The organism is Streptomyces sp. enrichment culture (genome assembly GCF_964272855.1).
In the GTDB taxonomy this organism is placed as follows: domain Bacteria; phylum Actinomycetota; class Actinomycetes; order Streptomycetales; family Streptomycetaceae; genus Streptomyces.
Map to the genome: position 1 here is coordinate 5,693,948 of NZ_OZ186847.1, position 13,566 is coordinate 5,707,513.

The window sequence follows — 13,566 nt, forward strand, 5'->3', positions numbered from 1 at the left end:
AGGACGGTTGTGAGGACTGCCGAGTCGAACCCGCTGATCATCGAGGGCCACACGGACGACACCGGCCGGGCGGTGCTCGCCGCACGCGGTGAACTAGTCCACGGCTGCGCGGAGACCCTGGCCCGGGCCCTGGCCCGACTCCCCGCCGGCACCCGCCGGATCGAGGTGGACATGTCGGGCGTGGGCTTCATGGACACCGCCGGCAGGGGCTTCCTGGACCTGCTGCGCGACCATGGCGAACGGCACATGATCCCCGTGTCGGCCGTGAACTGGCGCGGCCAGCCGCGTGACTTCTGGGAGCTGTGCAAGGAGGTCGAGCAGCTTCGCCGGGCGATGGCGACCCGCCCGGTGATCGACCAGGCCCGCGGCATCCTGATGGCCACCCACGGCTGCACGTCCGACGAGGCGTGGCAGATCCTGCGCGAGGCCTCCCAGCTCTCCAACACCAAGCTCCGCACGATCGCCGCGACGGTCACCGCGAGTACCGAGCACGCCGCCACGGCGCCGCCGGAACCCGTCGACAGGGCCCTGCGTACGGCGATCGCCCGGTTCCACGGCGGCGGGGGCGCCGCGCGCGGCTGATCCAGGCGGGTGAACGACGGCCGCACGCTCGGCGTGGCGGCCGTCATCCCTTCAAGCCCACAGGTCAGATCGATTCTGCACCTGGGCTGTGCGGTGGGGCGGGTGGGACTCGAACCCACGGCCGACGGATTATGAGTCCGCTGCTCTAACCGGCTGAGCTACCGCCCCTTACGGCGCGTCGCGCACATTTGTGCGCGCCGTCTGCCGCAGCATAGCCGCTCATACGATCTCCTGCTCCGGCATGGTCGGCTTCACACGACCATGAGGACTCCGCCGCGGCGCGAGCGGTTCCACCGGGCATGAAAAAGGACCCCGGAGGGTCCTCGTTCAGCATGCTCCCCCGACTGGACTCGAACCAGTAACCTGCCGGTTAACAGCCGGCTGCTCTGCCAATTGAGCTACGGAGGACCGAGCTCCCCCGACTGGACTCGAACCAGTAACCTGCCGGTTAACAGCCGGCTGCTCTGCCAATTGAGCTACGGAGGAATGCCTCGTTGCATCGAACGTGCCTACCTGGGTATCCGCCAGGGGGCGCCCGCTCGCTGCGACACATACATTAGCGCAAGCAGGGGGGTGCTCCGCCAATCGGTTCCCCCGGGCCCGATGCGGTGCCGGGACTACGCAACGAAAGGGTGGCCGCCATGCGCTACCGGCTCACGTTCATCGCCGGCCTCGCTCTGGGCTACGTGCTGGGCTCGAGGGCCGGGCGCGAGCGCTACGAGCAGCTCCGGAAGTCGGCCCAGCAGATCGCGCAGAACCCGGCCGTCCGCAACACCGCGGAGAGCGCCGCCCAGCAGGGCCGCCAGTTCGCCGGCAAGGCGTACCACGTGGTCAGCCACAAGGTCGGCGACCACATGCCGGACTCGGTGGCCCACCGCGTCCGCACCCTGCGCGAACGCAGCGTCCACAACGGCGCGGACGACGACTGGGGCACTAGCAACACATAGCGGTTCCGGTGAGTGCCGGGGGCAGCCACGCCGCTCAGGAGCGCGGGGAACTGCGCGACCGGCCCCGCACAACCCGCACCCGTCGGACGGCAAGCGCTCCCCACGGCGCCACGGCTCAGGCAGGCGCAGCGCTGCGGCACAATCTCTGACATGGGGATAGTCGCCGGGTTGGACAGTTCGCCCGATTTCACTCGTATCGTCGTCTGCGACACGGACACGGGGGCCGTGCTCAGGCAGGGATATGCCCCCCATCCGCTGGACAGTCCCGACGGCGGCCGGCCCAGTGACGTCGATCCGCAGGCCTGGCTGCTCTCCCTCGGGGAGGCCGCCGGCGGCGGGCTGCTGGAGGGCGTGCAGGCGATCGGCGTGGCCGCGCAGGCGAACGCGGTGGTCCCGCTGGACGCGCAGGGCAACACCGTGCGGCCCGCGCTGGTCGGCGGGGACAAGCGGGCGCAGGTCGCCGCCGCCGACCTGGTGGAGGCGCTCGGCGGGCGGGAGGCCTGGGCGCACGCCGTCGGCTGTGTGCCGCAGGCCGCGCAGCCGGTGACCAAGCTGCGCTGGCTGGCGAAGAACGAGCCGGAGGCCGCCGCCCGCACCGCGGTGCTGCTGCAGGCGCACGACTGGCTGGTGTGGCAGCTGCTCGGCCGGCCGGTGCGCCGGACCACGGACCGCGGCGGCGCCTCCGGCACCGGCTACTGGTCCGCCGCCACCGGTGGCTACCGGGCCGACCTGGTGGAGCTGGCGCTCGGCCACCAGGCCATGCTGCCGGAGGTGATCGGTCCCTCGGACGCGGCCGGTACGACGCCGGAGGGGCTGCTGATCTCCGCGGGGACCGTCGAGACGATGGCGGCCGCGTTCGGCCTGGGCCTCGGGTTCGGCGACGCCGTCGTCTCGCTCGGAGCCTCGGGTTCCGTCATGGCCGTCCACCCCGAGGCGCTGCACGACCCGTCGGGGACGATCACCTCGCTGGCCGACGCGACCGGCATGCACCTGCCGGTGGTGACGACGCTGAACGCCGTGCGCACCCTGCGCGGCACCGCCGAACTCCTCGGCCTGCCCGACCTGGAGAGCCTGTCCGACCTGGCGCTGAAGTCGACGCCCGGCGCCCACGGCCTCGTGTTCCTGCCGTATCTCGAAGGCGAGCGGACGCCCGCGCTGCCGCACACCGCGGGGACGCTGGCCGGTCTGCGGCGGGAGTCGATGAAGCCGGAGCACCTGGCGCGGGCCGCGTTCGAGGGCATGCTGTGCGGGCTCGCCGACGCGCTGGACGTGCTGCGCGGGCGGGGTGTGGAGGTGCGGCGGATCTTCCTGCTGGGGGCGGCGGCCGAGCTGCCCGCCGTGCAAGCCTGCGCGCCGTCCCTGTTCGGCGCGCAGGTCGTCGTACCGCAGCCCGCCGACTACGCGGCGATCGGCGCCGCCCGGCAGGCCGCCTGGGCGCTCGGGGTGTCGCAGGGCACCCTCGACCCGCGCACCCCGCCGGCCTGGCAGGGCGCGGTCGCGCAGGTGCTGGAGCCCGGCGAGGAACTGGCGGTCGGGCAGGCGGTGCGGCAGCAGTTCGTGTCGGTGCGGGAACAGACCCATCCGGGGGCGTTCCGGTTGTAACTCCCCGCCTGCTCCGGTTATTCGGTTGAGGTAACGCGGGTGGAGTGTTCGACGATAGGGGCCAAGGGCAACCAACCGCCCCTACCGCCGACTCCGAGAGACCCAGCGTGCTCATACGACTCCTGCGGACCTACCTCAGGCCCTACCGAAAACCCATCGCCGTGCTGGTGCTGCTGCAGTTCCTGCAGACCTGCGCGACCCTCTACCTGCCGACCCTGAACGCGGACATCATCGACAACGGTGTCGTGACCGGCGACACCGGCTACATCCTGTCCTTCGGCGCCCTGATGATCGGCATCTCGCTGGTCCAGGTCGTCTGCAACATCGGCGCGGTCTACTACGGCGCCCGTACCGCCTCGGCGCTCGGCCGGGACGTGCGGGCCGCCGTCTTCGACCGGGTGCAGTCCTTCTCCGCCCGCGAGGTCGGCCACTTCGGCGCGCCCTCGCTGATCACCCGGACGACGAACGACGTCCAGCAGATCCAGATGCTGGCCCTGATGACGTTCACGCTGATGGTGTCGGCGCCGATCATGTGCGCGGGCGGCATCGTGCTGGCGCTCGGCCTGGACGTGCCGCTGTCGGCCGTGCTGGTCGCCGTCGTGCCCGTGCTCGGCATCTGTGTGACGTTGATCGTGCGGCGGCTGCGGCCGCTGTTCCGGACCATGCAGGAGCGGCTGGACACGGTGAACCGGGTGCTGCGCGAGCAGATCACCGGCAACCGGGTGATCCGCGCCTTCGTCCGCGACGAGTACGAGCAGCAGCGCTTCCGCCGGGCGAACACCGAGCTGACCGACATGTCGCTGAGCACCGGCAACCTGCTCGCGCTGATGTTCCCGATCGTCATGACGGTGGTGAACCTGTCGTCCATCGCGGTGGTGTGGTTCGGCGCGCACCGCATCGACAGCGGCGGCATGCAGATCGGCGACCTGACCGCGTTCCTCGCCTATCTGATGCAGATCGTGATGTCCGTGATGATGGCCACCTTCATGTTCATGATGGTGCCGCGCGCGGAGGTGTGCGCCGAGCGCGTGCAGGAGGTGCTGGACATGTCCTCCAGCGTCGTCCCGCCGTCGGCGCCGGTCACCGAGCTGCGCCGGCACGGGCACCTGGAGATCCGGGGCGCGGGCTTCCGCTACCCGGGTGCCGAGGAGCCGGTGCTGAAGGCCGTCGACCTCGTCGCCCGGCCGGGCGAGACGACCGCCGTGATCGGCTCGACGGGCAGCGGCAAGTCCACCCTGCTGGGCCTCGTGCCCCGGCTGTTCGACGCGACGGACGGCGAGGTCCTCGTCGACGGCGAGGACGTACGGACCGTCGACCCGCGGCTGCTGGCCAGGACAGTCGGCCTCGTCCCGCAGAAGCCCTACCTCTTCGCGGGCACGGTCGCCACCAACCTGCGCTACGGCAACCCGGACGCCACGGACGAGGAGCTGTGGCACGCGCTGGAGGTCGCGCAGGCCAAGGACTTCGTGGAGCGGCTGGAGAACGGGCTGGACTCCCCGATCGCGCAGGGCGGCACCAATGTGTCCGGCGGTCAGCGGCAGCGGCTCGCCATCGCCCGCACCCTCGTCCAGCGCCCGGAGATCTACCTCTTCGACGACTCCTTCTCCGCCCTCGACTACGCCACCGACGCGGCCCTGCGCGCCGCGCTCGCCCGGGAGACCGCCGAGGCGACCGTGGTGATCGTCGCCCAGCGGGTGGCGACCATCCGGGACGCCGACCGGATCATCGTGCTCGACGAGGGCCGGGTGGTCGGCACCGGCCGGCACCACGAGCTGATGGCGGACAACGAGACCTACCGGGAGATCGTGCTCTCCCAGCTGACGGAAGCGGAGGCTGCCTGATGGCCGGGCCCATGGGGCGGATGATGGCCGGGACCGGACCGGACCACCGCTCGCTGGACTTCAAGGTGTCGGGCCGGCGGCTCGTCGCGCAGTTCCGGCCGGAGCGGTTCACGATCTACGCGCTGCTGCTGTGCGTGCTGATCAGCGTGGGCCTGTCGGTGGCCGGGCCGAAGATCCTCGGCGAGGCCACCGACCTGGTCTTCGCGGGCATCGTCGGGCGGCAGATGGAGCCCGGCGCCACCAAGGAACAGGTGCTGGAGGCGATGCGGGAGCGCGGCGACGGCGACATCGCCGACATGCTGCGTGGCACCGACTTCACGCCCGGCGAGGGTATCGACTTCACCGCCGTCGGGAACGTGCTGCTGTTCGCGCTCGTCGTGTTCGTGGTCGCCGGGCTGCTGATGGCGGTGGCGACGCGGCTGGTGAACCGGGCCGTGAACCGGACCATGTACCGGATGCGCGAGGACGTGCAGACGAAGCTGTCGCGGCTGCCGCTGTCGTACTTCGACAAGCGCCAGCGCGGCGAGGTGCTGTCCCGGGCGACCAACGACATCGACAACATCGGGCAGACCCTCCAGCAGTCGATGGGCCAGCTGATCAACTCGCTGCTGACCATCATCGGCGTGCTCGCGATGATGTTCTGGGTGTCGTGGATCCTCGCGCTGGTCGCGCTGGTGACGGTCCCGCTGTCGCTGTACGTGGCGACGTGGGTCGGCAAGGGGTCGCAGCCGCACTTCGTGCAGCAGTGGCGGTCCACCGGCACGCTCAACGCGCACATCGAGGAGATGTACACCGGGCACACCCTGGTGAAGGTGTTCGGGCGGCAGGAGGAGTCGGCGAAGCAGTTCGCCGAGCAGAACGAGGCGCTGTACGAGGCCGGGTTCAAGGCGCAGTTCAACAGCGGCATCATGCAGCCGCTGATGATGTTCGTCTCCAACCTGAACTACGTCCTGGTCGCGGTGGTCGGCGGCCTGCGGGTGGCGTCCGGGTCGCTGTCGATCGGCGACGTGCAGGCGTTCATCCAGTACTCGCGGCAGTTCTCGATGCCGCTGACGCAGCTCGCGTCCATGGCCAACCTGGTGCAGTCCGGCGTCGCCTCCGCCGAGCGGATCTTCGAACTCCTCGACGCGGAGGAGCAGTCGGCGGACCCGGTGCCGGGGGTGCGGCCGGAGGAGCCGCGCGGCCGGGTCGCGCTGGAGCAGGTGTCCTTCCGGTACGACCCGGAGAAGCCGCTGATCGAGGACCTGACGCTGACGGTGGAACCGGGGCAGACGGTGGCGATCGTCGGCCCGACCGGCGCCGGCAAGACCACGCTGGTGAACCTGCTGATGCGGTTCTACGACGTGTCCGGCGGCCGGATCACCCTCGACGGCGTCGACATCGCCGAGATGTCCCGGGACGAACTGCGCTCCGGGATCGGCATGGTGCTCCAGGACACCTGGCTGTTCGGCGGCACCATCGCGGAGAACATCGCGTACGGGGCGTCCAGGAAGGTCACCCGCGGCGAGATCGAGGAGGCCGCGCGGGCGGCCCACGCCGACCGGTTCATCCGCACCCTGCCCGACGGCTACGACACCGTGATCGACGACGAGGGCTCGGGCGTCAGCGCCGGTGAGAAGCAGCTCATCACCATCGCGCGGGCGTTCCTGTCCGACCCGGTGATCCTGGTGCTCGACGAGGCGACCAGCTCCGTCGACACCCGCACCGAGGTGCTGATCCAGAAGGCGATGGCCAAACTGGCGCACGGCAGGACGTCGTTCGTCATCGCCCACCGGCTGTCGACCATCCGGGACGCCGACACCATCCTGGTGATGGAGAACGGCTCGATCGTCGAGCAGGGCTCGCACACCGAACTCCTGGCGACGGGCGGGGCGTACGCACGGCTGTACCAGGCGCAGTTCGCGCAGGCGGTCGCCGAGGTGGACTGAGGGTTCGCCCGGCCGGTGGCCCCGGTTTGCCGAGGCCACCGGCCCGCCGCAGAATCAGGGAGGAGTCCCTGCGCCGCAGGCGCCCGAACGAGCGAGGCACCATGGCCGGCATCAAGGGGGACGCGGCCCGGCCCGTCGAGCTGAAGGCCGGCGCGATCGGGTTCGTCGACGCGCTCGTCATCGGACTGAACTCGACGTCCCCGGCGTACTCGCTGGCAGCCGCCATCGGTCCCGTCGTGGCGCTCGTGGGCGTCTACGCCCCCGGCGTGATGGTCGCCTCGTTCGTCCCCATGCTGCTGATCGCGTCGGCGTTCTACCACCTCAACCGGGCCGACCAGGACTGCGGGACGACCTTCTCGTGGGTCACCCGGGCCATGGGGCCGTGGACCGGGTGGCTCGGCGGGTGGGCCATCACCATGACCGGCGTCCTGGTGGTCGGTTCGCTGGCCGACGTCGCCGTGACCTTCGGTCTGCTCACCTTCGGCCTCGACGGCTGGGCCGAGCACGAGGTCGTACGCCAGACGCTGACCGTGCTGGTCATCCTGCTCATGACGGCCCTGTGCGTCATCGGTACCGAGCTGTCGGCCAGGGTGCAGAACGTGCTGATCCTCGCGCAGGTCGCCTGCCTGCTCGCGTTCGCCGTCGTGGCGCTCTACCGCGTCCACGCCGGCACCGGCACCCTCGACTCCGTCCGGCCGTCGGCCGAGTGGCTGAACCCCTTCGGCTCCGGAGGCGCCCTTCTGACCGCCGCCCTGCTGCTGGGCGTGTTCATCTACTGGGGCTGGGAGTCGGCGGTCAACCTCACCGAGGAGGTGACGGACTCCGCCACCGCGCCCGGCCGGGCCGCCGTCTGGTCGACGGTCATCCTGCTGGTGACGTACGTGTCGGTCGCGTTCGCGGTGGTCGCCTACGCCGGGACGGCCTTCCTCGCCGAGAACGCCGGGGAGGAGGAGTTCGTCTTCGCCCTGCTCGCCGGGGAGGCCATGGGCGGCTGGGACTGGGTCGTGCTGCTGGCGGTGTCGACGTCGGCGCTGGCCTCGACGCAGACGACGATCATCCCGGCCTCCCGCACGGCGCTGTCCATGGCCCGCCGCCGCGCGCTGCCCGCGTCGTTCGCCCGGATCCACCCGCGGTACCGCACGCCCGACGTCAGCACCTGGTGGGTTGCCGCGATCGCCATCGGCTGGTACCTGGTCGTCAAGCAGATCAGCGAGAACGCGCTCTTCGACTCGCTCACCGCGCTGTCGCTGCTGATCGCCTTCTACTACGCCCTCACGGGCGTCGCCTGCGCGGTCTACCACCGCCGCCGGCTGACCGTAAGCGTCCGGAACCTCGTGCTGATCGGCCTCGGCCCGGTGGTGGGTGCCGCGCTGCTGGCCTGGCTGCTGGTGGAGTCGGTCGTCGACATGGCCGACCCGGCGAACAGTTACAGCGGGGTCTCCTGGTTCGGGCTCGGTCCACCGCTGGTCATCGGCATCGGCATCGCCGTCACGGGCGTGGTCCTCATGGTGTGGTGGCGGTTCGTGTCGCCCGCCTTCTGGTCGGAGCGCCCGGGCGTCGCCGACGCCGAACCGGTCCGCCGGGAGGAGCCCTGACATGGCGGTCGTCCTCGGATACGACGAGTCCCCCGGGGCGGTGCGCGCGCTGCGCGTCGCCGTCGAGGTGTCGGCCGCCTTCCGCGAACCCCTCGTGCTGGTCTACGGCGCCGCGGCCCCGGGAGCCGTGGGCGAGGAGTACGCGGCCCATCGGCAGGCCCTCGTCGAGGCCGGGCGCACCGCGCTCCGGCACGCGGTCGCGGTGGCCGAGGCGGCCGGCGTGCCGACCACGGTCGAGATCCTCGACGAGAAGCCCGCCCAGGCGCTGCTCGGCGCGGCGGACCGGCACGGGGCGCGGGTCATCGTGGTGGGGAGCTGGGGCGAGAGCCCGATGCGCGGCGCGCTGCTGGGCTCGACGCCTCACAAGCTGCTGCACCTGTCCCGCGTGCCGGTGCTGTGCGTGCCGACCGCCGAGGACGAGTGAGACCCGGCCCCGGGTCCCGGCCCCGGCTCAGTCCAGGTAGCCCCGCAGCTGGTCCGCGAAGGCGTGGTCGCGGAGTTTGTTGAGGGTCTTCGACTCGATCTGGCGGATGCGTTCGCGGGTGACGCCGAAGATGCGCCCTATCTCCTCCAGGGTGCGCGGACGGCCGTCCACCAGCCCGTAGCGGAGCTGTACGACCTTGCGCTCCCGCTCGCCGAGGGTGGACAGGACCGCCTCCAGGTGCTCCCTGAGCAGCAGGAACGCTGCGGACTCCACCGGGGACGCGGCGTCGCCGTCCTCTATCAGGTCGCCCAGCGCGACATCGTCCTCCTCGCCGACGGGGGCGTGCAGCGAGACGGGCTCCTGGGCGAGCCGCAGCACCTCGCCCACCCGTTCCGGCGGCAGGTCGAGCTGGGCGGCGACCTCCTCGGACGTCGGCTCGTAGCCGCGCTCCTGGAGCATCCGGCGCTGGACGCGCACGACCCGGTTGATCAGCTCGACGACGTGCACCGGGACCCGGATGGTGCGGGCCTGGTCGGCGAGGGCGCGGGACATGGCCTGGCGGATCCACCAGGTGGCGTAGGTGGAGAACTTGTAGCCGCGGGCGTAGTCGAACTTCTCGACGGCCCGGATGAGGCCCAGGTTGCCCTCCTGCACGAGGTCCAGCATGGTCAGCCCGCGGCCCACGTACCGTTTGGCGACGGACACCACCAGCCGCAGGTTCGCCTCGATCAGCCGCCGCTTGGCCATCCGGCCCATCACGACCAGACGGTCCAGGTCGAGGGCGAGCTGGCTGTCCAGGTCGGGCGTGTGGAGCAGTTTCTCCTCGGCGAACAGCCCCGCCTCGACGCGGCGGGCCAGTTCGACCTCCTCGGCGGCGGTGAGCAGCGGGATCCGCCCGATCTCCCGCAGGTACTGCCGGAACAGGTCGGAGGTGGGTCCGCCGGTGTCCACCACCCGCCCGGGGGGCGGTTCGACGGGCTCCGGCTCCGCGGCCGGCCCGCCTTCCGGTTCGGTCTCCGGTTCGCTCTCCGGCTCCGTTTCCGCCTCCGTTTCCGGGTGGTGCGCGACACGGCTCTGCGGCGGCACGGCCGCCAGCACGTCCGGCTCCGCGTCCGGATCCGTGTCGGTCGGCATGTCGGTGTGGACGAGGGTCTGGGTCTGCACGGGGGCGACCTCCAGGGTGATCGCTGCTGAGGTGGCGGAACCGCGGGGGTGTAGGACCCGTGAGGGACGGATCGGCCGCGCTCCGAGGACTCAGGCACCGGGACCCAGTGTGGGGTAAGACACATCTCCGCCACGAGGGGCGTGCGGTGACTTTTTGCGTCCGGTTCGTGACCGCGCGCTCAGAGCGCCGAGGGGCCCTCGTCCTGCAGTGCCCGGTCGTACCTCGTGAGGACCATCATCTCGTTCTGGATGGCGGCGGCCTGCGCCGGATCGCCGTTGCCGAGACGGGTCAGCAGACTCTGCAGGTCGGCGAGGCGACGGGCGACGGCGCGGCGGCGGACCGTCACCAACTGCACACCGGCGTAGTGCTCGTCGACCGTCTTGCGCATGATGGCCTCGACGGCCAGTTCCGTCACCATCGCGCGGACCGTGTCGTCCGGGGCCGCGTCCCGGACCCGGGCCAGGTACTCCGGCGCGTCCTGCGTGCCGTACTCGGCGCCGCCGGCGTCGAGGATGGCCTGCCGTACGGCGGCGTAGGGCGCGGCGGTGAACTCGTCGACGCCGTACGCGTCGAACGCCGGGGACACCAGTTCGGGGCGCTGGAGGGCGAGCTTGAGCAGCTCGCGTTCCGTCGCGTACACCGGGTTGCGGAGGGTCAGCGCCGGGCCGGAGGCCTGAGGGCGCGGGGCGGCGTCGTACGGCGGTTGCGGGCCCCGCGCCGGCGCCGGGCCCCTGCCGCCCCGGTCACGGGCCCAACGGGCCAGCTGCGCCACCCGCTTGACCACGAACTGGGTGTCGAGGATGCCGAGCATGCCCGCGAGCTCGACGGCGACCTCGTGCTGGGCGCCGCTGTTCTTGATGCGGGCGACGACCGGGGCGGCCTCGTCGAGCGCGGCGGCGCGGCCCGCCGGGGTGTCCAGGTCGTAGCGGGAGACGATCTGGCGGAGGGCGAACTCGAAGAGCGGCGTGCGCGGCTCGACCAGGTCGGCGACCGCTTCGTCGCCCTTGGCGAGCCGCAGGTCGCAGGGGTCCATGCCGTCGGGGGCGATGGCGATGTAGGTCTCGGCGGCGAACTTCTGGTCGTCCTCGAAGGCGCGCAGGGCCGCCTTCTGGCCGGCCGCGTCGCCGTCGAAGGTGAAGATCACGCGCGCGCTGCCGTTGTCCATCAGCAGCCGGCGGAGGATCTTGATGTGGTCGCCGCCGAACGCGGTGCCGCAGGTGGCGATCGCTGTCGTCACCCCGGCGAGATGGCAGGCCATCACGTCCGTGTAGCCCTCGACCACCACCGCGCGGGACGACTTCGCGATGTCCTTCTTCGCCAGGTCGATGCCGTAGAGGACCTGGGACTTCTTGTAGATCGCCGTCTCGGGGGTGTTGAGGTACTTCGGTCCGTTGTCCGCCTCGTAGAGCTTGCGGGCGCCGAACCCGACGACGTCGCCGCCGATGTCGCGGATCGGCCACATCAGCCGGCCGCGGAAGCGGTCGATGGGGCCGCGCCGGCCCTCCTGCGACAGCCCGGACAGGATCAGCTCCTTGTCGCTGAAGCCCTTGCCGCGCAGATAGCGGGTGAGGTGGTCCCAGCCCTGCGGGCTGTAGCCGACGCCGAAGTGGACGGCGGCGGCCTGGTCGAAGCCGCGCTCGGCGAGGAAGATCCGGCCGGTGTCGGCCTCGGGGCTGGTGGCGAGCTGTTCCGCGTACCACTCGGCGGCGATCTTGTGGGCCTCGACCAGGCGGATGCGCTCGCCGCGCTGGTGGGCGGGGTTGTACCCGCCCTCCTCGTAGCGCAGGGTGATGCCGGCCTGGGCGGCCAGGCGTTCGACCGCCTCCGAGAAGGAGAGGTGGTCCACCTTCATCACGAAGGTGATGGTGTCGCCGCCCTCCTGGCAGCCGAAGCAGTGGAAGAGTCCCTTGCTCGGGCTGACCTGGAAGGACGGCGACTTCTCGTCGTGGAACGGGCACAGCCCCTTGAGGTTGCCGCCGCCCGCGTTGCGCAGCTGGAGGTACTCGGACACCACGGCGTCGATCGGGACCGCGTCCCGTACCGCCTTCACGTCCTCGTCGTTGATCCGTCCTGCCACGGATGAATTCTACGGGGCTCCGGTGACAAGCCCGGGGCACGCGGACGCGCTCAGGTGCCCAGGCTCTCCAGCGGCACGCGCGGGGACGCCAGCGCCTCGGTGTCCACCCGCGCCCGGGACCGGATCAGCCGCTGGATCTGCTCTGTGACGTCCCACACGTTCACGTTCATCCCCGCCAGCACCCGCCCCTCCTTCACCCAGAACGCGATGAACTCCCGCTTGCCCGCGTCCCCCCGGATCACCACCTGGTCGTACGACCCGGGCGGCGCCCACCCCGAGTACTCCATGCCCAGGTCGTACTGGTCGGAGAAGAAGTACGGCACCCGGTCGTAGACGACGTCCTGCCCCAGCATGGCCCGCGCCGCCGCCGGTCCGCCGTTCAGCGCGTTCGCCCAGTGCTCCACCCGCATCCGGGTGCCGAAGAGGGCGTGCGGGAAGGCGGCGACGTCGCCGGCCGCGTGGATGTCGGGGTCGGACGTGCGCAGCCGCTCGTCCACGATCACGCCGCCGCCGTGCGCCCGGCCGGCGATCCCCAGGCCGGCCGCCTCCGCGAGGGCGACCCGCGGTGCCGCGCCGATCGCCGCGAGCACGGCGTGCGCCGGGTGCTCCTCGCCGTCGTCCGTACGGGCCGCCAGCACCACGCCGTCCTGCCCGATGATCTCCGTGAGCCGGACGCCGAAGTGGAAGCGCACCCCGTGCTCCCGGTGCAGCTCGGCGAAGAGCTGGCCCAGCTCGGGCCCGAGTACGCCGTGCAGCGGGGTCGGCTCCGGTTCGACGACGGTGACCTCGGCGCCGTACTCCCGGGCCGCCGCCGCGACCTCCAGGCCGATCCAGCCGGCGCCGGCGATCACGATGTGGCCGTTGTCACGGCCGAGGTGGGTGAGGACGCCCTTGAGGCGTTCCGCGTGGGCGAGGCGGCGCAGATGGTGGACGCCGGCCAGGTCGGTGCCCGGGATGTCCAGGCGGCGGGGCTCGGCACCCGTGGCCAGCAGCAGCTTGTCGTAGCGGACGACCGTGCCGTCCTCGCCGAAGCGGACCGTCTTCGCGGCGCGGTCGACGGCGTCGACGGTCTGGCCGAGGTGCAGCTCGATGTCGTTGCGCGCGTACCAGGCGGGCTCGTGCACGAAGACGCTGTCGCGTTCGTCCTTGCCGAGCAGGTAGCCCTTGGACAGCGGGGGGCGTTCGTACGGGTGGTCGCGCTCGTCGCAGATCAGTATCACCCGCCCGTTGAAGCCCTCAGCGCGAAGCGTCTCGGCCGCCTTCGCGCCGGCGAGACCTCCTCCGACGATGACGAATGTCTGATCCGCGTCGACCACTTGATGCCTCCTCGTGAATATGCCGCCACATGCGAGCGTCCCGCACGGAGCGTGATGGGGGAAGAGGGGGTGACCCGATCAGGCCACGG

The 13,566-nt window shown here is 71.4% G+C and carries 9 protein-coding genes, 3 tRNA genes and 1 pseudogene; 7 read left to right on the top strand and 6 right to left on the bottom strand.

Annotated elements, in window-relative coordinates; all coding sequences use genetic code 11:
• Positions 1-9: 9 nt before the first annotated feature.
• The gene (locus tag ACSU6L_RS25085) at positions 10-582 is read left to right on the top strand and encodes an ANTAR domain-containing protein (protein WP_437060239.1); all 573 of its coding nucleotides are present in this window, start codon (positions 10-12) and stop codon (positions 580-582) included.
• 94 nt (positions 583-676) lie between these two features.
• On the opposite strand, the gene ACSU6L_RS25090 is transcribed toward ACSU6L_RS25085, so the two are convergent.
• The 3 genes from ACSU6L_RS25090 to ACSU6L_RS25100 form a co-directional block, all read right to left on the bottom strand.
• Positions 677-750, bottom strand: a tRNA-Ile gene (locus tag ACSU6L_RS25090).
• 167 nt (positions 751-917) lie between these two features.
• Positions 918-990 (bottom strand) — tRNA-Asn (locus ACSU6L_RS25095).
• 5 nt (positions 991-995) lie between these two features.
• Positions 996-1,068, bottom strand: a tRNA-Asn gene (locus ACSU6L_RS25100).
• 155 nt (positions 1,069-1,223) lie between these two features.
• Between ACSU6L_RS25100 and ACSU6L_RS25105 the strand changes: the two genes are divergently transcribed.
• The 6 genes from ACSU6L_RS25105 (at position 1,224) to ACSU6L_RS25130 (ending at position 8,919) form a co-directional block, all read left to right on the top strand.
• Positions 1,224-1,529, top strand: coding sequence for a YtxH domain-containing protein (locus ACSU6L_RS25105; RefSeq protein WP_437060241.1), 306 nt, complete (start codon positions 1,224-1,226; stop codon positions 1,527-1,529).
• 150 nt (positions 1,530-1,679) lie between these two features.
• The gene (locus ACSU6L_RS25110) at positions 1,680-3,131 is read left to right on the top strand and encodes a xylulokinase (RefSeq protein WP_437060243.1); all 1,452 of its coding nucleotides are present in this window, start codon (positions 1,680-1,682) and stop codon (positions 3,129-3,131) included.
• A 107-nt stretch (positions 3,132-3,238) separates the two neighbouring features.
• Positions 3,239-4,972: an ABC transporter ATP-binding protein gene (locus ACSU6L_RS25115; protein ID WP_437060245.1), complete on the top strand. Its 1,734-nt coding sequence runs from the start codon at positions 3,239-3,241 to the stop codon at positions 4,970-4,972.
• Positions 4,972-6,900, top strand: coding sequence for an ABC transporter ATP-binding protein (locus ACSU6L_RS25120; RefSeq protein ID WP_437060247.1), 1,929 nt, complete (start codon positions 4,972-4,974; stop codon positions 6,898-6,900). Before ACSU6L_RS25115 ends, ACSU6L_RS25120 begins: the two co-directional genes overlap by 1 nt.
• A 101-nt stretch (positions 6,901-7,001) precedes the next feature.
• Positions 7,002-8,495 (top strand): APC family permease, encoded by a 1,494-nt coding sequence (locus ACSU6L_RS25125; protein WP_437060249.1) that lies wholly within the window; start codon positions 7,002-7,004, stop codon positions 8,493-8,495.
• Position 8,496: 1 nt separating this feature from the next.
• Positions 8,497-8,919 carry a universal stress protein gene (locus ACSU6L_RS25130; protein ID WP_365506177.1) on the top strand — a complete coding sequence of 141 codons (423 nt, stop codon included), beginning with the start codon at positions 8,497-8,499 and terminating at the stop codon, positions 8,917-8,919.
• Between the two features lie 27 nt (positions 8,920-8,946).
• On the opposite strand, the pseudogene ACSU6L_RS25135 reads toward ACSU6L_RS25130, so the two are convergent.
• The 3 genes and pseudogenes from ACSU6L_RS25135 to ACSU6L_RS25145 form a co-directional block, all read right to left on the bottom strand.
• A pseudogene (locus ACSU6L_RS25135) lies at positions 8,947-10,181 on the bottom strand (RNA polymerase sigma factor).
• An 81-nt stretch (positions 10,182-10,262) separates the two neighbouring features.
• Complete coding sequence (dnaG, locus tag ACSU6L_RS25140) at positions 10,263-12,161, bottom strand: DNA primase (RefSeq protein ID WP_437060252.1); 1,899 nt, start codon at positions 12,159-12,161, stop codon at positions 10,263-10,265.
• Between the two features lie 50 nt (positions 12,162-12,211).
• A complete protein-coding gene (locus ACSU6L_RS25145; protein WP_437060254.1) occupies positions 12,212-13,477 on the bottom strand; it encodes an NAD(P)/FAD-dependent oxidoreductase in 1,266 nt (421 codons plus the stop codon).
• Positions 13,478-13,566: the final 89 nt, after the last annotated feature.

Bases quoted from the DNA above. Each gene is read 5' to 3' on its own strand.
- ACSU6L_RS25105 (WP_437060241.1), top strand. From the start codon at position 1,224: ATGCGCTACCGGCTCACGTTCATCGCCGGCCTCGCTCTGGGCTACGTG.
- ACSU6L_RS25110 (WP_437060243.1), top strand. From the start codon at position 1,680: ATGGGGATAGTCGCCGGGTTGGACAGTTCGCCCGATTTCACTCGTATC.
- ACSU6L_RS25120 (WP_437060247.1), top strand. From the start codon at position 4,972: ATGGCCGGGCCCATGGGGCGGATGATGGCCGGGACCGGACCGGACCAC.
- ACSU6L_RS25125 (WP_437060249.1), top strand. From the start codon at position 7,002: ATGGCCGGCATCAAGGGGGACGCGGCCCGGCCCGTCGAGCTGAAGGCC.
- ACSU6L_RS25130 (WP_365506177.1), top strand. From the start codon at position 8,497: ATGGCGGTCGTCCTCGGATACGACGAGTCCCCCGGGGCGGTGCGCGCG.